This is a genomic window from Sphingomonas sp. R86520 (genome assembly GCF_042466285.1).
Classification (GTDB): Bacteria; Pseudomonadota; Alphaproteobacteria; order Sphingomonadales; family Sphingomonadaceae; genus Sphingomonas.
Genome location: NZ_JAXHBZ010000001.1, coordinates 1,089,792 through 1,111,330, shown reverse-complemented (window position 1 = coordinate 1,111,330; position 21,539 = coordinate 1,089,792). Strand labels below are relative to the sequence as shown.

Here is a 21,539-nt window from a genome sequence, read left to right as displayed (position 1 = left end):
CGGTGGCGTCAGCCATGCCGGATACCCGGACGTCGGCCGAGCCCTGCGCGCGCCGCAAGCACGGCGCGGTCGATCAGGAAGATCGCCAGCGCCGACGCGCCCAATAGCGGGAACAGGATGCCGGCGATGACGAGGATCACGACGGCGCCCCGGATGCCCGCATGCGGCGCCCTGGCCGGCGCGGCCAGCCGGCCGGCGGGGCGCCGTTTCCACCACATGACGATGCCACTTATCACGAGCAGCACGATTGCGATGCACGTCGTCAGCATCACGAGCTGGTTCAGCAGGCCGAAGTAATTGCCCATGTGAAACTGGACGCCGAGTTCGATGGCCTTCGCCGCCCAGCCGTAATCCGCGTAGCCGACCTCCCGGATCAAACCGCCCGTCCACCGGTCGAAATACAAGGTGCGTTGGCCCTGGGGCTGATCCGGATAGGTGTAGGCCGTGTACACCCCGGTGGCGCCGCTTGGCAGGAACAGCCGGTAAGCATCTGTCATATGGTGATCGCGTGCCAGCGACGCCGCGATCCGGTCGGTTCCCGCTACCGCTGCATCGTCGCGGACCGCCATCGTCATCTCATGGCCAGCGTGGCCGGCATGCTCCGACGACGGCGAAGATGTGGGCATGCGTGCGCGTTCCATCGTCCACGGTGCTTCGCCGAGCGCCGACTTCATCGTCACGCTTTGTGGCGCGTTGTGCGTCCGGTTCGCCTCCGGGTAGCCGATCCCGATCGCCGCGGTACCGCGGTTCAGCAGATCGCCTTCGATGCCTGCCCATGGCAAACCGGTCAGCAGGAGGAACGCGATCAGCAGCACCGACCAAAGGCCGATCACCGCGTGCAGGTCCTTCCAGAACAGACGCCCCCGGGCGCCAAGCCGGGGGTAGAGGATACCCGCCAGCCCGCGCCTGCTACGCGGCCACCACAGGTAAAGCCCCGTCGCGATCAGAACGAGCGCCCAGCACGCGGCCAGTTCGACGATCCGGTCGCCGATCGTGCCGAGCGTCAGCGAGCCGTGCATTTCATCGGCGAACCCGACCAGCGTTCGCGCATAGACCGTCGATCCGAGGACCCGCCCGGTACCCGGATCGACCGCCACGCGAAGGGGAGCGCCGTGGTCGGGGGTGACGAAGACGACGGCGGAACGGTCGTCGGCTTTCGGCAGGTCTATCCGCGTCGCCGCGCCGGGATGCGCCGTCAGTGCCGCGTCGATCATCCGTGACGGAGCCACGTGCTGGACGTGGACCGGAACGAAACGCTGCTCGGCATAGAGCGCATCGTCGATCTCGTCGTTGAACAGGTAGATTGCGCCGGTGACGGCGAGAATGAGCAGGAACGGGGCGACGATGAGCCCGGCGTAGAAATGCCATCGCCAGATGGCGCGATAGGCGTTGGGATCGATCGAACTGGCGGTGGTCATGACGGAAACCCTGCTCAGAAATGCATGGAGAGCGCGATTTCGACGCTGCGAGGCGCGCCGATATAGACGTTCGTGATTGGGTAGCCCGAATACTCGCCGTAAAAGGCGTTGGTCAGGTTTCGCCCCCGGACCGAGACCGAAGCCTGCGGACTGACGCGGTAACTGAGCGACGCTTCGACGACCGTGTGTCCGCGCACGAGGTACGTGTTGGCCGTGTCTGTGTAGAACCCGGAGACATGGCGGACGAAGCCGCCGAGCGTGACCGGCAGCGCGGCGAACGTGTACAGGGCCGATCCGCTGATCGTCGTCGACGGCGTGTTGATCGGCCGGTTGCCCGAACGGTCGATGCGCACGCCGGAGATCAGTTCGCTCAACGCATCATAGTTTGCGTCGGTATAGGCAAACCCGGCGGATAGCGCGATCGCGTCGGTCAGCGCCGCGGCAATGTTGAGTTCGACGCCCTGCGACGATTGTTCCCCGCCCTGAATGGCCTGCTGCGCGTTGTTGGGATCGCGCGTGAGGATGTTCGTCTGCTCGATCCGGTATGCGGCGCCGGTCACGGTCAGCCGCTTGGCAAGCGCAGACGCCTTGAACCCGACCTCGTAGGAACGGCCCTTGGTCAGCTTGTAGGCAGCGTTGGCGATTGACTGCAGAAGGATCGACGACACCGGCGTCACCGCCGTCGTATACTGGCCGTACAATGTGACCCCGGGGGCCACGTCGTAGGTCGTGCCGAGACGCCACGAGAACGGTTCGTACGTCGGTGCCGCCCGCGTCACGGCGCCATTCGCGTTCAGGTTGGTGATGACGCGGGTCAGGTCGATGTGATCGTAGCGCGCGCCACCCACGAGCAGCCAGCCCGGGGTCAGGTTCAGCGCGTCTTCGGCAAAGATCGATGCCGTTTTCAACCGCGAGTCATATACGACGTTGGTCGTCGAATAGGCCGCGTCGCCGACCGGGAAGGCGCCGACGATGGGCGCAAACGGATCGACGTTGGCGATCCGCGCGGCCGCGGTACCACCGACCGGGCTTTGCTGGCGCGGGTTGGTGAAGTCGGTGTCATTATATTCGGCGCCAAGGCTGAACCGGTTGCGTAGCCCTGCGATCGTCGTCGTGTTCGCGACCACGACGCGCTCGTTCCAGAAACGATGGTCGTGGTAGATCCGCTGGACCGACCGCGCGAAACTGCCGTTCGGGAACGCGGCGGTCGGCGCGGTATAGATCTGGTCGCCGCTAAGGACGAAATCGCGCTTTGCGTGATACCAGGTGAAGTCGTTCGCCACCGACCAGCCGCTGCCGATGCCATAGTCGATCCTCGACCGGAGCGTCGTGTCCCGCGCGCCAGAATAGGCACCACGCGGATTGTAGTTCCGACGACGAAGCCCCTTGTCGAGCACCATCCCGTTCTGGCTCCGCAAGGCGTCACTCGGGTCGCGGGCGATGGCGATCGGAACGAACGGCAATCCCTGATAGCTGCTGTCGTACCGGTCCTCGTAATGATCGATCGCGACCAGGATCGAGAGATCGGGCGCGGGCTTCGCCAGCACGCTGGCGGTCAGGCCAGCCGAGCGCGTCGTGTTGTCGTCGACGTCGTAGAGACTGTCCGAATGCATGTAACTCGCATCCGCCCGGACCGCGAGCGTATCCGACAGCTTCAGGTTGACGCCGCTGGCGGCCGTTACCGTGTCGAAGCTGCCGATCCCGATCAGGCCGTCGAGGTGGTCGCCGTCCAGTGTCGGCTTGCGCGTGACCTTGTTGATGACCCCGGCCAGCGCGCCTTCGCCGTACAGGACCGAGGCTGGCCCCTTGATGACCTCGATGCTGTCGAAATGCCACGTATTGGTGTCACGCTGGACGACGGTGGACGTCGAAACGCGGACGCCGTCCTGCAGGACAGATACCGCGCCGCCGGAAAATCCGCGCAGCGTCACGACCGCCGGATTGCCGGGGACATTGCCGGCGATCGCGCCGTTGACCGCGTTGAACGCCTCCCGCGCGGTGCGCAGGCCCCGGACCTGCATATCCTGCTGCGTTAGCGTTTCGACGCTGGCCGGGGTTTCCCGAACGGACAGGCCCAGGCGGCTCGCGGTGTCCGATTTGCGGTCGAGTTCCAGGTCGTCGCGCTGGCCGTTGACGATGATTTCGGTCTGCGGATCATGCGTGGCTTTGATCGTATCGGCCCACGCGACGGGCGAGAATGCGAGGGCCGAAGCCGACGCGCATAGGATGGTCTTGAACATGCAGGTCCCTGTTCGTACCGCACGCGTCCGCGGACGCCGCTACGGATGCCGTATTCCGCGCGCGATGGTCGCGCGGGTTTGCGCCGCTATCCCAAGGGACGCGGCCGGAGCATCGTGAGCCGAACGGTCCCGAAAGACCGTCAGATCACGGCAGGATAGGGCGGGGGACCGCGCAGGAACGGCCGGAGATATGCAGGCGAACCGAACGATCCGGTAGCTTCGACGCGGAGCGCCTGACGGACGGCGAAGGCGATCGCGACCGCGAGCAAGACGGCATCGACGCTCGCCAGCGAGGGCGCGGACAGACCCGAAAAGGCGCAGGGCATGTCACGGGCCTGATGGTCCGGCTTGTCCGGGGAATGTGCCATGTTGGGCATGGCCATCGACATAGGCGACGCGGCCATGGCCGCCATCGCCGACTGCGACATGGCCCCCTTGGTCCCGGTCCCGGTCCCGGTCGCGTTCGCGGTTGCGTTCGCGGTCCCCGGAACGGTACCAGCGCAGATCTGGATCGTGACGGATCCAGCGGAGAACACCGGCATGAATCCGCCGGGGATCAGGACCTTCATCATCAGCGCGCACGCCATCATCCACGCCGCCAGCGCGCGATGATCCAGGATGAGGCGCCGAAATCCAGCCACTCGGCACGCGTAGGACGAATGCGTCACAGTGTCACTTGCCCGGGATCAGCCGTACCGAAAAGACTATGCCGCGATCGGCCTGGATACGCTTCATCGGCCCGCCGACGGCGGCAAACCACCGAACGGTGCATACCGCGCGACGAACGCGGCGTGCGTGGGCAGGGTTTCGCTCGCCCGCAGCGTCATCGCCCGCATCTGCCGCAGCGCGTCCGCAACGCGGTCTGCGTCGAGCGCATCGACGATCGGATCATAACCGACCGGCATCACGTTCTGGCCCAGCAGCACCTGCACCCAGCTCGGGATGCCGAACAGTTCGTCGTCGTAGCGAAAGATGCGGCCCTTCTCGCGGAACAGCGCGAGCTTGCGCGCCAGGCTGTCGGGTACCGGCATCGTCCGGACATGGCGCCAGAACGGCGAATCGTCGCGGCGGGTCGCGTGGTAATGCAGGATGATGAAGTCGCGGACCGAGGTATAGGCGTCGCCCATCAACCGGTTATATTCGTCGCGCTCGACAGCGGCGACGCCGCGGTCCGGGAACAGCGCGAACAATTTCGAGATACCGGTCTGGATCAGGTGGATGCTCGTCGACTCCAGCGGCTCGAGGAAACCGCCGGCCAGTCCCAGCGCGACGACGTTGCCTTCCCACATCTTCGCACGACGTCCGGCCTTGAACCGCAGCTGGCGTGGATCGGCGGTCGGCTTGCTGTCGAGGTTGGCGAGCAGCAATGCGGCAGCCGCGTCGTCGGACATATGCGCGCTGGCATAGACATGGCCGTTGCCGGTGCGGTGCTGGAGCGGGATGCGCCACTGCCAGCCGGCCGGGCGAGCGGTGGCGCGGGTATAGGGCAACAGCGGCGCGGTCGGTTCGGTCGGGACGGCGATGGCGCGATCGCAGGGCAACCAGTGTGACCAGTCCTCGAACGGCACGCCCATCGTCTCGCCGAGGAGAAGGCTGCGGAAGCCGGAACAGTCGATGAACAGGTCGCCCTCGACCGACCGGCCATCGTCCAGGCGCACCGCGCGGACATGGCCCGTGTCGGGATCGCGTTCGGCGTTGGTGATGCGGCCCTCGATGCGCCGCACGCCCCCGGCTTCGGCGCGGCGGCGGAGGAAGGCGGCGTACAGGCCGGCATCGAAATGATACGCATAGCCGAGCTGCGCGCGTCCCGACGCCGGGTCGGCAAGCCCGAAGCGACCGAGATACGCGGCAACCGCGGACGGTGTATAGGCATCGAGCCCGCCGATCCCGTCGCGATCGCGCAACTTCAGCCAGATCTGATGGAAGGCCAGCCCCTGGATGTCGCGGCCATAGGCGCCGAACGCGTGCATATAGGCGTCCGTGCCAGTGTCCCAACCGACGAACTCGATGCCCAGTTTGAACGTCGCACCGGTGGCGCGGATGAATTCGCGCTCGTCGACTCCGATCAACTGGTTGAAGCCGAGGATCGGTGGGATCGTCGCTTCGCCGACGCCGACCGTGCCGATCGCGTCGGACTCGACGAGCACGATCTGGCGCTGGCCATCGTCGAGATAGCGCGCGGCGGCGGCAGCAGCCATCCAGCCTGCCGTGCCGCCGCCGACGATGACGACCTTGCGGATCGGGCCGAGGTTCGGATTGGTCATCGGCCACGCTCCAGTTGCGCGAGATAGGCGGGGTAGGGGGGCAGGCGCGCGGGCAACGCGGCGGTCGCGTCGGCCAGCCGCTGCAGCGTCGCTGCGATCGTCGAGGGTGCGGTGGCGGCGGCGATCGGGTCGGCGACGCGGGGGATCATGCCGAGCCCCAGCAACAGACCGTGCCACTCGTCCTTGTCGAAGCTTTCGTCCTCCTGGAATGGCAGCCGGCCGCGATGCGCGAAGTGTTCGAGCGTATGGGCGAGACTGTCCGGGCGTGGCAGCCGCGCCGCCCTTTTCCAGAACGGACCACGCGTCCGCCCGGTCGGTAGGAAATGCGCGGCCTGGAAATCGCGGACACGCGACGCCTGGCGAACGCTTTGCTGGTTATACTCGGCGAGTTCGATCGCGGCGCAGTCGCGACCGGGCAACAGGTCGATCGCCCGCAGGATTGCGGCGTGCGCGAGATGCAGATTGGCATTGGCAAGCGGATCGATGACCACTGCGGCATCGCCGAGCGCAAGGACGTTGTGCCGCCAGGGCTCGGCGCGGACACCCGGCGCGAGCGACACGATCGTCTCGCCTGAGGGCATAATCCGGTGCGCGCTCGAGTCCGGCGTCTGGTCGGCGGCAAACGCCAGGCCGACCAGCGTGCGGTCGCGCAACGGGCTTGCAAACCGCCAGCCCGCCGGCACCGCGACACAGTCGTCGGTGGGTGTCGGCGACTGCGCGGGGGCGGTGCCCAGCAGCAGGCGATCGGCGGGAAGCCAGGCCCGCCAATCGTCCCACTGCGTATCCAGCGCCGACCGCAACCGCGCGGAGGGACCCGAGCAGTCGAGATACAGGTCCGCGACGATCCGGCGACCATCGGCCAGCACCATCGTCGCGACGCGCCCGTCGGCAGCGCGTTCGACGCCGGCAAAGGCGCCCGGAACGGGGACGATGCCGAGATGCTGTGCGAGCGCGCGCAACAAATCGCGGTAGCGAGGCGGATCGAGGCGCAACGCATAGCCAAAGCCCGAGATCGGCGTGCTCGAATTGTCCGAGGGATGCACAAACCTGTCCGCCGCTGCGAGCACCGCGGGCACCAAGAAAGCATCGAACGCCGCGACCTTGCCGCTGCGCCGCGCGTTCAGCCAATGCTGGTGAAACGCACCCGGCGCGATCGTACCGCCGCGCTCGCCCTGCGCGAGCACGAACGACGGTCCGTCGGCGCGCCAGTCCGACAGCCGCGTGCCCAGGCGGTGAGTCGCGCCTGCCGCCAGAAGATCGCGTTCGCGCAACCCGATCCGTTCGTGAAAACCCGCAATCGAGGGCAGCGTGCCCGGCAGGCGGTCGGTCAGCGCGGCGGGATCGTCCGGCGTCTCGATCAGCGTGACGGTCAAGCCGGGCAGCGCGCGCGCAAACGCGATCGCGGCGGACAGGCCGACGATCCCGGCACCGAGCACGGCGATGCTGCCGATCGGCGTACGGTTCGTCATGCGGCGATCGTCGCATTGCGGCGCGCGATGAACGCGGCATGGTCCGGCATCGCGGCGGCGGCGGCGGCGACGTGATCGCGCAAGGTGGCGACCGCGCGGTCGAGACCGTCCAGCGCCGGCCGGTCGGCGCGCTGGTCCCAGGCCCGCGGCACGATGCCCTGACCGAGATAGACCGCCAGCCAGCTCGGTTCCAGAAACAGGCCTTCGCGATACTGGGTCACGCGGCCGGCGCTGCGGAACAGCTCCATCTTGTCGGCGAGCGTGTCGGGTATCGCCATCGTCCGGACGTGGTTCCAGAAGTCCGAATCGTCCCGCGTGGTGGCGTGATAATGGAGGATCAGGAAATCGCGGATACGGTCATATTCCATATCGACCATCCGGTTGAACTCGGTCCGGTCGGTGGCGGAAATACCCTCCGACCCGGCGTGTTGCGGGAACAACTCGATCAGCTGCGTGATCGCCATCTGCGCGAGATAGATGCTCGTCGATTCGAGCGGTTCGAGGAAACCGGACGCGAGGCCGATCGCGACCACGTTGCCGACCCAGCTGTTGCGCCGCCGGCCTGCGCGGAACTTGAGGAACCGCGGATCGGCAAGCGGCGTGCCTTCGACCGATGCTACCAGCGCATCGGCCGCCGCCTGATCCGAGATATGCGCGCTGGAATAGACATAGCCGTTGCCGACACGGTGCTGCAACGGGATGCGCCATTGCCAGCCAGCGGGTTTGGCGGTCGCGCGGGTGTACGGTTCGATCGGCCCCTCGGGAGACGAGCAGGGCATCGCGACCGCACGGTCGCACGGCAGCCAGTGCGACCAGTCTTCCCAGGGCTCGGCCATCGCGTCTCCGAGCAACAGGCTGCGGAACCCCGAACAGTCGACGAACACGTCGCCCTCTAGGATTTCGCCTGAATCGAGGCGTATCGCACGGACGTCACCGTTCACCGGATTCTGGTCGACCGAGACGACGCGCGCTTCGGTGCGGCGGGCACCGTGCGCTTCGGCAAAGCGACGAAGATAGGGGCCGAACAGCGTTGCATCGAACTGATAGGCATAGCCGAAGCTTGCCGCGAGATCGGCGGCCGGACCGTCGGGAATAGTGAAACGATGATGCTTGGCGGCGGCGACCGCGACCGAATAGTCGCCGATCGGCCCGGCACGGCCTTCGGCGGCAAGCCGCAGCCAGTAATGATGGAAGCCGACATCGCCAAGAGGTCGCCCGAACGTGCCGAACGGATGGATATAGCTGTCGCCGATCGCGCCGAAGTCGCGGAAGTCGATTCCCAGCTTGAAGGTCGCATGCGTGGCACGCATGAAATCGGCCTCGTCGAGGCCAAGCCGTTCGACGAAGGCGCGGATGTGCGGCAGCGTGGCCTCCCCGACGCCGACGATCCCGATCTCGGCCGACTCGACCAGGTGCACGGTGCAGGCGGTTGGCAACAACCGGACCAGAGCCGCGGCCGTCATCCACCCAGCCGTGCCGCCCCCGACGACCACGATCCGCGTTGGCGCAGTTTCCATCGCACTATCCTCCTCTCTTCACGGCATTTTCTCGGACGGTATCGGTAGGACCGTTTCGAGCCTGTTACACTTTAGCAACACATCGGCAACGTCCGACACATCTGTCTATCAAATTGTCTTATTCGTCTTGTGGTGGCGAAAATAGCTGCCTACCACCGTGGCAAGCCGAACCAAGGATGTTTGGCGATTTAGGGAAAGCGCGATCAGATCGTCGGCTCGAAGAGCGACGGCGATCGTGCTGAAGGATGCTTAGGGGTTTATCATGGCAGGTGTTGCTTCAACGCGCGCGATCGCGCGCGCGTCGCGTCTTTTTGGGACGAGCGTCTCGGTAATCGCGATCGCCGTGATGGCGCCATCCGCGTTCGCGCAGGTCGCTGATCCTGCGGCGGCCGATCCGCAGGCAGTACCGGCTCCTGCCGGCACGGGTGTCGCGAGCACCACGTCGGGCGCGACCAGCCTGGATTCGGCGACCGCAGGGACTGCACCCGGCTCCGCCAGCAACACGACCGGCACCTCGGGCGCCTCGCAGGATGCGGGTAATCCGACGCCGGACCCCGACCGCGAAGAGATCGTCGTCACCGGCATCCGCCAGAGCCTGGCCAACGCGCAGAACATCAAGCGCAACTCCGACACCGTCGTCGACGCGATCACCGCGGAAGACATCGGTGCGCTTCCCGATCGCTCGGTCAACGAAGCGCTGCAGCGCGTCCCCGGTGTCTCGATCAGCCGCTTTGCCGCTCCCAGCGACTCCGCGCATTATTCGGCGCAGGGCTCGGGCGTCGTCATCCGCGGCCTCAGCTATGTCCGCGGCGAATTCAACGGTCGCGACGCGTTTGCGGCGGGTGGTGGTCGCGAGATCGGCTTCAACGACATTCCGGCCGAAATCGTCGGCTCGGTCGAGGTGTTCAAGAATCTGACTGCCGACCTGGTCGAGGGCGGCATCGCCGGCACCGTCAACATCAACACCCGCAAGCCATTCGATTCCAAGAAGGACCTGTTGTTCCTGTCGGCCGGCATGAACCTTGGCGACCTGGAGAAGCGCGGCGCGCCGCAATTCGTCGGTCTCGTCTCGAAGCAGTTCGACCTCGGCAGCGCAGGACGCTTCGGCATCCTCGCCAGCGGCACCTACCAAAAGCTCTATAGCCGTTCGGACTCGGTGTTCATCTCGTCGATGCTGCCGCGCTACAATGACGATAAGAACGGCAACGGCGTCCAGGATGCCGGCGAAGGCCGCGTGCTGAACGCGGGTACGCCGTACCAGTCGACCCTGTTCGACTCCTTCCCGCTGCCGGCCGGCCGCGACGTGGTATATGCGCCGCTGGGCGCAGGCTCGCGTACGCAGGATTTCGATCGTACGCGCATCGGCTATTCGGGCGCCGCGCAGTATGAGAACGCCTCCGGCAACCTGCTCGTCACCGCGCAGTTCGTCCGGGCCGAATCGACCGACGACTGGCTCGAGCACACCGTCGAACCGAACGTCTATTACGGCGATGCCAACACGGTGTTCCCGGTCGGCGGCTCGGACTTTACCTATGACGACAATGGTGTCTTTACGAGCGGCACGCTCGGCAAGCGCAGCGGTGCCGTGCAGGGCAATGGCCCGAACGGCTATGGCGTGCTGTCGCAGTTCGCGCCGAACGGCGTATTCACGACCGAGTCCAACCGTCACTTCTTCTCGAAGTCGATCTCGCAGGACCAGTCGCTCAACATCAAGTTCGAGCCGATCAATCGCCTTCACCTGAACTTCGACGGTCAGTATGCGACCTCGAAGGTGAAGGTGCGCGACGACATCCTGGACACCGCGACGTTCAGCCAGACCGCGATCGACTTGCGTGGCGGCGTCCCGCAGATCACCTCGATCACGCCGGGCTTCGATACGGCGAGCTACTTCGCGAACCCGAACTCGATCTATTTCCGCGACGCCTTCAATGGTCGTCAGGACAATAAGGGCCATGAGTGGGCGTTCCGCGGCGACGCACAGTTCGACGTGAGCGAAGACGCGTTCCTGCGCAATGTCCGGGTCGGCGGGCGCTATGCCGATCGCAAGCAGACCGTGGAGTCGGTCGACTACAACAACTGGGGCTATCTGTCGGAGACGTGGTCGGCAAAGGGCCCGATCAGCTTTGCGGCGCTCAACCAGAACGAGCAAAGCCTGCACAACTTCACCAACTTCTTTCGTGGCCAGACCAACACGCCGCCGAGCGCGACGTTCGTTGCGGACGATATCCTGCGCGACCACGACGCGTTCAACGATCTGCTGCGCAAGGTCACGGCACTGGGCGGCGGCGGCTTCACGGCAGTCGAAGACCGGAAGACCGCGGACGGCAGCCCGCTGATCGACGGCGCGTACCTGCCAAGTGAAGTGTATCGCAATCGCGAGCAGACGTACGCCGCCTTCGCCCGTGCGGACTTCGGGGTCGACGATTTCGGCAACGGAATGAGCCTCACCGGAAACGTCGGGGTCCGCTTCGTCCGTACGAAGGACAGCTCGGAAGGGGCGATCACCTACCCGCAGCAGAGCACGATCTTCGATCCGAACAACCTCGGCAACAACGCCGCCGGGGTACCCTATGCAGCGACGCTCGGCGGGTATTGCCAACGCGCGTTCGATCAGCCCAACGGTCAGGGCACGGTGCCGACGATCTGCACGGTTTCGGCCGCGCAGCAGGCTGCGATCATCGCCTATGCCAATGGGTCATCGACCCCCGACATCGCCAAGCAGAAGTTCAACTTCTGGCTGCCGAGCGCCAACGTGAAGCTTCAGGTCACACCGACGCTGCTGTTCCGCGCGGCCGGGTCGAAGGCGATCTCGCGGCCGAACTTCGGCGACCTGCGCAACTTCGTCGGCGTTGGTTCATCGGGCGGCAACACGACGGGCAACTTCCAGTTCGCGGCGTCGTCGCGCAACCCGTACCTCCGCCCGGTCGAGGCTGTGCAATTCGATCTGACCAGCGAATGGTATTTCTCGAAGGTCGGCTCGCTGACCGCGACGCTGTTCCAGAAGACGCTGTCGAACATCATCGTCGACAATTACGGCTACACGCGCACGCTGACCAACAACGGACAGTCGTTCGATGTCCAGGTCAGTGGTCCGGCCAACGTGAAGGGCAAGTCGCGGATCAAGGGTGCGGAGTTGGCATACCAGCAGACGTTCGACTTCCTGCCCGGACCGCTCAGCGGGCTCGGCATGCAGGCGAACTACACTTATGTTAAGGCAGGCAAGATCCCGAACCCGGTTCCCGCCAACGGCGCTGCCGATGGGAGCCGCCCGCCGCAGGACGTCGCCGGTCTCTACGACAACCTGCCGTTGCAGGGCCTGTCGAAGCATACCGTCAACGTCGCCGGCTTCTACGATAAGGGTCCGTTCTATGCCCGCGTCGCGTATAGCTGGCGCTCGAAGTTCCTGCTGACCAACCGCGATTGCTGCTTCCCGTTCCTGCCGGTCTACGCATTGCCGACCGGCCAGCTCGATGCCTCGGCATTCGTGACGGTGAACGAGCATTTCAAGCTCGGCGTGACCGCGTCGAACCTGCTCGACGAGACGACCAAGACCAACTTCCTGCTGAACGGTGCCGGACTGGAAGCGCCGCGCAGCTTCTTCAAGAACGACCGGTCGTACACGCTGTCGGCGCGCATGACCTTCTGAGCTAGCGGGATGTGAGGCCAGGGATTACACGCACGGGATGAGTGAGATCACTGGCCTCCCGGTGGCCGAAACCGGCGCGATCGACGCGGCCCGGTTCGAAGCCGAGATCGCGCATGGCTATCGTCCCGTCGTCATGCGCGGTTTGGCGGCGGACTGGCCCGCGGTGCGGGCGGCGCGCACGTCCGATCGCGCGATCGGCGATCATATCGTCCAGTTCGATGGCGGGCGCTCCGCCGAGGTCATGGTCGCCCAGAGCGACGTGCGCGGGCGGTTCTTCTACAATGACGACCTCAGCGGCTTCAACTTCGAGCGCGCCAAGGCGCCGATCCCGACGCTGGTCGAGCAACTGATCGCGCTACAGGGCGTGCCGGGTGCGCCCGCCATCTACGCCGGAGCCGCCGCAGCGGGAGAGTTCCTGCCGGGCTGGGCGGACGCGAACGTCCTGCCGCTGCCGACCCCCGATGCCGTGCCGCGCGTCTGGATCGGCAACGAGAGCCGCGTGTCGACGCATTACGACGTATCGAGCAACGTCGCGGTCGTGGTCGCGGGCAGGCGGCGGTTCTGCCTGTTTCCCCCCGAGCAGGGATCGAACCTGTATGTCGGCCCGCTCGACGTGACGCTCGCCGGCCAGCCGGTCAGCCTGGTCGATCTCGAAGCGCCCGACCTGCAGCGTTACCCCCGCTTCGCCGAGGCGCGCACACATATGCAGGTGACGGTGCTGGAGCCGGGTGACGCGATCTTCATTCCATCGATGTGGTGGCATGACGTCAAGGCGCTCGGGCGGTTCAACGTGCTGGTCAATTACTGGTGGGGGCAGGGGGGCGCGGCGTCGCCGTTCCCGGCGCTGATCCACGCGATCCTGGCGATCCGCGACCTGCCACCGGGCGAGCGCGAGGCGGTGCGCGGCTGGTTCGATCACTATGTCTTCGGCGACGACGCGCAGAATGCGGCCGCGCACCTGCCCGAGGCGGCACGCGGCGTGCTCGGAGCGCCCTCGCCGGCGCGGAACGACGCGATCCGCGGCTATCTGTCCCGGACGCTGGAGCGGCTTTAGCGCCCTTGCGTCGCATCGAGGAAGGCGGCGGTCCAGACCAGCGGCGCGTTCCAGTTGATCGCGACTTCGTTGACCGTGAAGGCGCGGTAGTCGTCGACCCAGCACGTCTGCGGCGCGCATCCCTGCATCGGCCCGGGCGCGGTCGCCGCTGCCGAGTTCGGTCCACCGGATACGACCCCCGCCGGTGGCGCCGGATAGCGCGGGTCCGCCGAGGCTGCCCAGAACCGGTGGTGCGGGTGTTGCATCGGCCGGACCCCGAAACCGGTGACATAGGAACGGTCGAGCGGGTTGCGGCCGAGGATATAGTCCATGCTGGCGACCACCGCAGCGCGGTAGGCGGGCTTGGGGTCGATCTGCCACGCGACGCCGAGCACGATCGCGCGGTTCAGGATCGTGCTGTTCGAGCCCCATGGGTAGTTCGTGCCGGCAAACGGTATGCCGTACCCGCTGTGCCTGCCCTCTTCGACGAAGGTGTCGGCGATGCCCGTGATGCGGCTGCGCAGCGTGGCGCGATCTTCCGCCGGAAGCGGACTCGTGGCGAGCGTCAGGGCGCCGGCCAGCCTGAGCGAGCCCCAGCCTATATCCGCGCCGGGATCAGTGAAGACGCCGTCGCGGCGAAGGCGGTCGAGAAACGCCGGCTCGCGCGTCGTTGCATACAGCTGGGCGGCGGCGAAGGTGAATTCGTCGCGGACGTCCGGGTCGCCGTATCCGCCGCTGCCGGTGAAGTCCGAATTGGTGAGCAGGCCGGGATGGCGAAGCGCCGCCGCCCATCCGCGTCTTGCCGCGGTCAAACAGCGGCGCGCGAATACGGCATCGATCGATCGCCAGATCCGCGCGCATTGCGCGGCGACGCCGACCATGTTCAGCGTTGCCGCGGTCGATGGCGGGTAGAGGAAGCGGGTCTGGCGATCGTCGGCAGGCGCCGTCGGCAGGCCTGTCCAGTTCTCGTCGGCGATCTTGGTGTGGACCAGCCCGCCCGCGTCGATCGTTTCGAAACGGGTGATCGCCTTGCCTGCGATGCCGGCGTCCGGCGCGACCGCGAGTTTCGTGCCGTCGGGGATCTGCATCGCGAGCAGGAAGGCGACTTCGACCCGCGCTTCGTCGAGCAGGTCGTCGACGCCATTGGCATGTTCGGGCAGTGCCAGGCGTCCGTCGGCGAACGCGTTTGCGTCACCGAATGCGGCGAGGCGCTCGTGAAGGTCCAGCAGGGTCCAGGTCGAGACGCCACCGTTGACGACGTACTTGCCCTGGTCGCCGGCATCGTACCAGCCTCCGGTCGCGTCGAGCTTGTAGCTGCAACCTGGCCATTTCACGCCCTTCTGATCGCGGCCGGCAAAGCAGGTGGCGATGTCCGGTGCGTGACCCGCGGGGCGGGCGAGCGCTTTGCGCTCCACGAAGGCCGGCAGGATCGGGACGCCGCTACGTTGCTGGTAGAAGAACGCCATCGCCGCCTTCGCGAGCGGTGCGAACGGGCGGGCGGTGATCGCAAACGGGTGGCTGGCAGCGGTGCCGACGTGGAGGCGATAGCCTGAGCCCGCCGCACGGACCGACCCGAAGTCGATGCGGTGCACGCTTTCGCCAGACGCGGCGTCCGCGCCGAGCGGGATCGTCTCCCCCGATGCGACGACCTTCCCGCGTGCGTCGGTAAGCGTCCACGCGAGCGGCCCGGCCTGCGTCGATGGCAGGACGGCCGTCTTGGGACCGGTCGTCTCGAACCCCGCCTGGTCGATCCGGATCGGTGCGGGCGGCGCTTGCGTGGCGGCGGTCGTCAGGATGACGGCCGCCACGCCGAGAAGCCGCCGGCTCAATCGCCGCACTTCGTCATCGGCACGGGCGCGGAGTCGATCTTCACGTCGGAGATCGACAGGCCGAGCTTGCCGTCGGTGGCGATCACGAACGGCGCGGTGACGTGCGCCATGTCGATACCGCGTTTGGCAAGGCACTGGAGCGGGACGATCACCTGTTGCCAGTCGCCGGGCTTTCCGGCCGCCAGCGTCCTGGTGATCGGCACCGTCACGGCCTTGCCGTCGTTGCTGACCATCCCGAGTCCGATCGGCGCGCTGCCGGCGCGGTCGACGCGGACGTCGACCACCAGGCTCAACTCGCCATTGCTCTCGCGCGTGAGGTCGAGCGGGCCGGATGCCTCGACCCGGGCGTCCGCGGGGCCGCCCGTCCACACGAACGCGCGCGAATCTTCCTGGCGACGGCGGTCGACCGCGGAGGCGGTAAGGCGCTTGGTCGCCGTGGTCGCGTTGACGCCGAGCAGGCGGACCTTCGACTGGTCCTGTTCGACGAGCGTGAGCGACCAACCCTCCGGCACGCGGCCCTTGCCGAAGATCGTACCGTTCGACGATGCGGCCATGCCGGCAGGGCGGGTTTCGTCGAGCTTGGGAACAGCGCCTGGCTTGGCGTAGCTGAGCCCGTAGCCGAACGCGAACAGCGGGTCGTAGCCGGGATCGGAACGGTTCAGGACATACTGGTCGGGGCGTTTCGGCCAGGAGAAGCTCAATTTGCCGCGGAAGTCGTTGGCGACGCTGCCGTCTTTCTTGCGGAACAGCACGTCGGCCACACCGCCGCCTTCGCTGCCTGGCAGGAACGCCGCGACGAATGCATCGGACGCGTTCAGTTCGGCGTTCACCCACAATGGGCGCCCCGACAGGAACACCGCGACGACGGGCACGCCCGCGGCCTTCAGCTTGCGCAACAGTTCGAGGTCGGACTTGTCATCGGGGCTGTATTCGAGGTTCGGGCGGTCGCCCTTGAATTCGGCATAGGGCTGTTCGCCGAACACGACGATCGCCGCGTCGGGCTTCTTCGCGAAGCTGCCGTCCGCCGACAGAGTCGCGGTGCCGCCAGCCGCCTTGACTGCGGTGCTGATGCCCGACCAGATCGTCTCGGCATTGGGAAAGTTCGCGTTGGTCGTGCCGCCGCCCTGCCATGTCAGCGACCAGCCGCCGGCCTGTTGCGGGATGTTGTCGGCACCGCCGCCGGCGACGAGGATGTTGGCGGACGACTTCAGCGGCAGCAGGCCGCCTTCGTTCTTGAGCAGGACCAGCGATTCTCGCGCTGCACGGCGGGCGATTGCGCGGTGGTCTGCGGCACCGATCAGGGTCATCTTGCCAGCGAGCGCGCGCGACGACGGCCGACCACGGTCGAACGTCCCGGCGCGGATCTTCACGCGCAGGATCCGGCGGACCGCGTCGTCGAGGCGGGCGGCGGGGATTTCACCCGATTGCGCCTGCTTCAGCGTGTTGTCGTAAAGCGTCTTCCACCCGCTGCCCGAGTACATGAACATGTCGAGCCCGGCATTGATCGCCGCCGCGCAACTCTCGTTCGAGCAGCCGTCGACCTGGCCGTGGCCGTTCCAGTCGCCGACCACGAAGCCGTCGAAGTGCAGGCGATCCTTGAGCACGCCGGTCAGCAGGCTCTTGTTGCCGTGCATCTTGGCGCCGTTCCAGCTGGAGAAGCTGGCCATCACCGACTGCGTGCCCGCCTCGATCGCGGCGGGATAGCCGCCGAGGTGGATGTCGCGCAGCGCGGTCTCGGGGATGAGCGCATCGCCCTGGTCACGCCCGCCGGTACCACCGTCGCCGAGGAAGTGCTTGGTCGTCGCGATCACGCGGTCGGGGGCGAGGAACTCCTTGGTGCCGACCTTGCCCTGCACGCCCTCGATCACCGCGCCGGCGTAATCGGCCTGGATCGTCGGTTCCTCGGAATAGCTCTCGTAGGTCCTTCCCCAGCGATCGTCGCGAACGACGGCGAGCGTGGGTGCGAAGGTCCAGTCGATACCGGCCGCTGCGGTCTCGATCGCAGTGACATGGCCGATCTCGCGCATCAGGTCGCGGTCGCGCGCCGCGCCCAGCCCGATGTTGTGCGGGAAGAGGGTCGCGCCCGGTATGTTGTTGTTGCCGTGCACCGCGTCGGTGCCCCAGATCACCGGGATCGCCGGGCGGCCATCGGTGCGGACCATCGACGCGTCGTAGAATGCATCGGCAAGCTTCAGCCATTCGATCGGGGGTGCGAGGTCGTCGCCGTGCGGGCCCGCATTGCCGCCATTCAGGATCGAACCGAGCTTGTAGGTGCGAAGGTCCGACGGCTCGATGCTGGCGATGTCGACCTGGATAAGCTGGCCGATCTTGTCGGCGACCGACATGCGCTTCATGATCGCGTCGATCCGCGCCTCGACCTTCGGATCGCGCAGGGGGCGCGCGTTCGCGGTCGGCCAGATCTCGGGATGCGCGACGGCGGACAGCGGGGCGGGCGCCGGCACGGGCGTGGCGGCCGATTGCAGCAGCAGCGCGATCGTGAAGGTTGAAAAACTCGCCGACATCATACTCTCCCTGTGCGGTGCGCGACCATGGTCCGTACCTTTGCATGCGTGCTACCGGGTGACGGCAGCATTGCGCAAATCATTTGCTTATTTGCGCGTCCACATCTCGGGATGCGCGTCGATATACGTGGACAGCGCAGCGGTGATCCGGGAGTCGTCAGCCGTCGAAGGATGCGAGTGACAGCCTGTAAAGGCGAGCCCCGTCACCGGTACGAACGCGACGTTACGCTGACCCTCCGCCTTGAGGCGTGCCGCGACCTTGCCGACTTCCGACGTGATCTCGCCGTCCGCCATGTCGGTTGCCCAAAGGACGATGTGCGCATTCGGATCGCGAGCCCAAAGGCGTTTGACGAACGCGACATAGCGTTGCTCGTAATCGGCGTGGAGCGCGTCGCGCGTCTTCCACGGTTCGCCGGGATGCAGCGGCGTGGTGAAGTCGTTGGTGCCGAGCGCGATGACGAACAGGCGCGGGTGCCAGGCAGGGTCGGCGTAGCGCTTCGCCTTGTCGAACAGCGTGAACGGATAGGCGGCGGGCACCGTGTCCGCGGGCATGCCGTTGTAATTGCGGACGATACCGCGGCCGGAGATCGCGTTGACCTGATAGTCCGCGCCGTAGCGCCGGGCGGTGAGCGCGGGCATCGCCTGTGACGCGTCGGTCGTCGCCCAGACTTCGTCCTGCGTACAGTCACGCTTGGTCGAGATGTTGCCGTAGCCGACGGTGTGCGAATCACCGATGAACTCGATCTGGCGGGCGCGAGCAGGAGAGGGGAGTGCCCGCGTCCCCGCCGTCGCATAGAAGCCGCCGAAGACGGTCGATGCAGCCTGGCTTTCGCTCGCGACGTCGACGCGAATGCTATGACGGCCGGTCGCGAGGCCTTCGACGCGGTAAAGGCCGGGCTTGGGCTTCACGAGCGTCGCAGCGGTGGCGGCATCCACCGAAACGCGCAGGATGACGTCACCTTCGCCGACCCGCAGCAACACGCCTCGGCCGCGAAAGCTCGCCTCGAAATACGTACCGGGCCATTGCCGCCGATAGCCGCCCGCCGTCCGCTCGACACGCCCACCGATGTGGATCGGCAGCGGGGCGCCAGCCGTCATCGTTACCGGCGTAACGGTCAGCGGCGCGGAAATCGCCGACGTCGACAACAACATCGCACCGAGCAGCCCCAGGAACCTCGTCATGCCTTTACCTTCAACCATGCGGGAAGCTCGTCCTTGGTGACGTAGCGTTTCGCGGTGTAATCGAGACGGAGTTGCCCGGGCGTGTTCTGATCGGCGCCGGTCAGCCAGCGCGTGTGCCACGTCATGAACCACAGCCAGTCGGCGGACGCACCGAGCAAGGCGGGATCGGGGACGGGGCCGTTCTCGTGCAGGCAGATCGGCAGCGTGTCGCCGACGATCGCCTTCACCTGCGCGAACATCGGCGCGAGGTTGCCGTGGTCGCTGGCATAGATATCCGCGCCTGCGACATCGACCGTGGCCCGGCCGGGATACCAGGCGGGATCGACGTTCTGGCCCGCCCAGCCGAGCACCCAGATCAGGTTGTCGAGGTGGTGGACGCGCGTGAATTGGTCGTACATCAGCGCCCAGAGCGCCTTGAACGCGTCCGGGCCGTGCTTGCCCCACCAGAACCAGTCGCCGCTGAATTCGTGGAACGGACGCCACAACACCGGCACGCCGCGGTCGCGCAGCACCGTCAGCAGACGCGCGACCTCGGTCATGTCGCGCATCATCGCGACGTTCTGCGGCGTGCCCGGCTTCAAGGCGGCGGCGACGTCGAAATCCTTCTTCGAATTCTCGTAGCCGGTGCCGATGTCGGGCGCGCCCCAATGCCAGCACAGCGTGACGATCCCGCCCGACCGCGCCCAGGCGGTCGCCCGGTCGTTCACCGCGTCGTTGTCGCGCGGGTCGATATAATCGAGGCCGAGGATCGCAGGCAGCTTGCCGGTCACGCGCTGCAGATAGTCGAGCTCGCCGTTTGGATTGCGCGGTCCCGACCCCTGTTCCTGCTGTCCGGTCAGCGTCTTCCGCCCGTACTGGCTCCAGAGGTACGCATACAGGTTTCGCGCGGCCGGCGACGCGTGCGGGTTGCTCAGGCTGCGGTTCGGCACCGCCGCCAGCGCCGGTACGCCCTGAAGCAGCCCCAGCGCCGCGGTCATGCCCAGCGTTTCGCGCCGGTTGAACATCAGAGCGCTGCCATCGCCGCAGCGTGCGCGCGGATCACCGCCTGCGTCGAGGCGTCGCTGTCGAACACGCCGTACCAGCCCTGCGGCTCGTGCGGGGGATCGCCCATGTAACCGAGGTCGCCGCGCTGGAACCGGTGATCGGCGTGCAGCGTGCGCGCTTCGCCGTTCCACGCCCAGAAGTTCGACCCCGCGAGCGGTCCGCCGGCCTTCGCGTTCGCCTCGATCGCGGCGTAGATCTGGCGGTAGAAGCGATCCTTGTAGACCGTCGTGATGCTCGGATCATAGGCGTTCTGGCCATCGCGCGGATAGCCGAACTCCTCGATCACCAGCGGCTTGCCGAGCGTCGTGGCGAGCCGGATATGCGCGTCGATATAATCCGCGACCTTCGCCGCGCCCGCGTCATACGTCCCGGCGAGGTTCCCGGCATCCATCCAGGTCCAGTTGTTGGGCCAGATATGCGTGGTGAGGTAATCGATCGACGGCGAGCGGTGTGCCGCCAGTACGACGTCCTCGCGCTCGATCGAACCTTTCAGGCCTTCGGAGCCGGTCGAGACGAGGTGGTTCGGATCGAGCGTCTTGATGTACCGCGCGGTTTCATCGACCCAGCGGTAGAAGGCGGGCAGGTTGGGGACGGCAACCTTGTCCCCGCCCGCCGGGCGCGGTTCGTTGGCCAGCTGCCACGCCATGATCGTCGGATCGGCGGCATAGGCAACGCCGGTGACGCTGTTGGTCCGCGAGACGACCGCGCGAATATAGTCGCGGTACATCGCCTGCGCCTGGCCGCTGGTGTAGAACGCGGCGTTCCAGTCGGCGAACTCGGGCCACGGATGCGCAGGGTCGTTCATGTTGATGAACTTGCCGCCGTTCACCCACGACAGATACGTCATCATCCCGCCCGACCATTCCCAGAAGTTGGTCAGGTAGATCACGCCGGTCATGTCGCGCTTCGCCATCTCGGCGAGCGTCCAGTCGAGCCCCTTCAGCAAGTCCTCGTTGTAGGTCGCGCTCTTGTCGCGGAACCCGGGCGTGATCGAGTTCTTCAGCGGCGACAGTTCGGCCGAGCCGAGGATACGCAGGTTGCGGACGCCGAGCGCCTTCAGCCGGTCCAGCTCGCGGCCGAGGCGCGCGCGGTTGCCGTACGCGGTCTCGGCGCCGAGCCATGCGCCGTACCAGATGTTCGCACCGGCGTAATGGTAAGGCTTGCCGCCGCGGCGGAAGCCGGTGCCATCGACGGTCACGAACGCGGAGGTTGGACGCGTTGCGCTCAAATGCCCGACGTCGGTACAGGCCGCGACCAGCGCGACGCCTCCCAACAGCGCCGCACGTCGGCCGATCATCGCCTTGTTCACACCATCCCCCTGTATCTCGTGCATCGTATCTCGTGCACCGCGAGGCAATCCCGTCGGACAGTTCGC

The 21,539-nt window shown here is 66.6% G+C and carries 13 protein-coding genes; 2 read left to right on the top strand and 11 right to left on the bottom strand.

Annotated features, from left to right (window positions below; genetic code table 11):
- Nucleotides 1-8: 8 nt before the first annotated feature.
- The 6 genes from SJY41_RS05230 to SJY41_RS05205 form a co-directional block, all read right to left on the bottom strand.
- Complete coding sequence (locus SJY41_RS05230) at nucleotides 9-1,418, bottom strand: PepSY-associated TM helix domain-containing protein (protein WP_380779661.1); 1,410 nt, start codon at nucleotides 1,416-1,418, stop codon at nucleotides 9-11.
- Nucleotides 1,419-1,432: 14 nt separating this feature from the next.
- A complete protein-coding gene (locus SJY41_RS05225) occupies nucleotides 1,433-3,658 on the bottom strand; it encodes a TonB-dependent receptor (RefSeq protein WP_380779659.1) in 2,226 nt (741 codons plus the stop codon).
- A 140-nt stretch (nucleotides 3,659-3,798) separates the two neighbouring features.
- The gene (locus tag SJY41_RS05220) at nucleotides 3,799-4,299 is read right to left on the bottom strand and encodes a hypothetical protein (RefSeq protein WP_380779657.1); all 501 of its coding nucleotides are present in this window, start codon (nucleotides 4,297-4,299) and stop codon (nucleotides 3,799-3,801) included.
- A 90-nt stretch (nucleotides 4,300-4,389) separates the two neighbouring features.
- The gene (locus SJY41_RS05215; protein ID WP_380779655.1) at nucleotides 4,390-5,922 is read right to left on the bottom strand and encodes a tryptophan halogenase family protein; all 1,533 of its coding nucleotides are present in this window, start codon (nucleotides 5,920-5,922) and stop codon (nucleotides 4,390-4,392) included.
- Complete coding sequence (locus tag SJY41_RS05210) at nucleotides 5,919-7,391, bottom strand: tryptophan 7-halogenase (RefSeq protein ID WP_380779653.1); 1,473 nt, start codon at nucleotides 7,389-7,391, stop codon at nucleotides 5,919-5,921. Before SJY41_RS05210 ends, SJY41_RS05215 begins: the two co-directional genes overlap by 4 nt.
- Nucleotides 7,388-8,908: a tryptophan halogenase family protein gene (locus SJY41_RS05205; protein WP_380779652.1), complete on the bottom strand. Its 1,521-nt coding sequence runs from the start codon at nucleotides 8,906-8,908 to the stop codon at nucleotides 7,388-7,390. Before SJY41_RS05205 ends, SJY41_RS05210 begins: the two co-directional genes overlap by 4 nt.
- Before the next feature lie 262 nt (nucleotides 8,909-9,170).
- On the opposite strand from SJY41_RS05205, the gene SJY41_RS05200 reads away from it, so the two are divergent.
- Nucleotides 9,171-12,554: a TonB-dependent receptor gene (locus SJY41_RS05200; RefSeq protein ID WP_380779651.1), complete on the top strand. Its 3,384-nt coding sequence runs from the start codon at nucleotides 9,171-9,173 to the stop codon at nucleotides 12,552-12,554.
- A 37-nt stretch (nucleotides 12,555-12,591) separates the two neighbouring features.
- Nucleotides 12,592-13,608 carry a cupin-like domain-containing protein gene (locus SJY41_RS05195; RefSeq protein WP_380779650.1) on the top strand — a complete coding sequence of 339 codons (1,017 nt, stop codon included), beginning with the start codon at nucleotides 12,592-12,594 and terminating at the stop codon, nucleotides 13,606-13,608.
- Here SJY41_RS05195 and SJY41_RS05190 read toward each other — a convergent pair.
- From SJY41_RS05190 to SJY41_RS05170, 5 genes are all read right to left on the bottom strand, one after another.
- Complete coding sequence (locus SJY41_RS05190; protein ID WP_380779648.1) at nucleotides 13,605-15,416, bottom strand: glycoside hydrolase family 9 protein; 1,812 nt, start codon at nucleotides 15,414-15,416, stop codon at nucleotides 13,605-13,607. The two genes, SJY41_RS05195 and SJY41_RS05190, sit on opposite strands and share 4 nt — an antisense overlap.
- On the bottom strand, nucleotides 15,413-17,938 hold the full coding sequence (locus SJY41_RS05185; protein WP_380779646.1) for an exo 1,3/1,4-beta-D-glucan glucohydrolase: 2,526 nt from the start codon (nucleotides 17,936-17,938) through the stop codon (nucleotides 15,413-15,415). Before SJY41_RS05185 ends, SJY41_RS05190 begins: the two co-directional genes overlap by 4 nt.
- A gap of 87 nt (nucleotides 17,939-18,025) precedes the next feature.
- Complete coding sequence (locus tag SJY41_RS05180; RefSeq protein WP_380779644.1) at nucleotides 18,026-19,120, bottom strand: GDSL-type esterase/lipase family protein; 1,095 nt, start codon at nucleotides 19,118-19,120, stop codon at nucleotides 18,026-18,028.
- Nucleotides 19,117-20,124: a glycosyl hydrolase gene (locus SJY41_RS05175; RefSeq protein WP_380779642.1), complete on the bottom strand. Its 1,008-nt coding sequence runs from the start codon at nucleotides 20,122-20,124 to the stop codon at nucleotides 19,117-19,119. The genes SJY41_RS05180 and SJY41_RS05175 overlap by 4 nt, the downstream gene beginning before the upstream one ends.
- Nucleotides 20,124-21,497: a cellulase family glycosylhydrolase gene (locus tag SJY41_RS05170; RefSeq protein ID WP_380779640.1), complete on the bottom strand. Its 1,374-nt coding sequence runs from the start codon at nucleotides 21,495-21,497 to the stop codon at nucleotides 20,124-20,126. The genes SJY41_RS05175 and SJY41_RS05170 overlap by 1 nt, the downstream gene beginning before the upstream one ends.
- Nucleotides 21,498-21,539 lie beyond the last annotated feature (42 nt).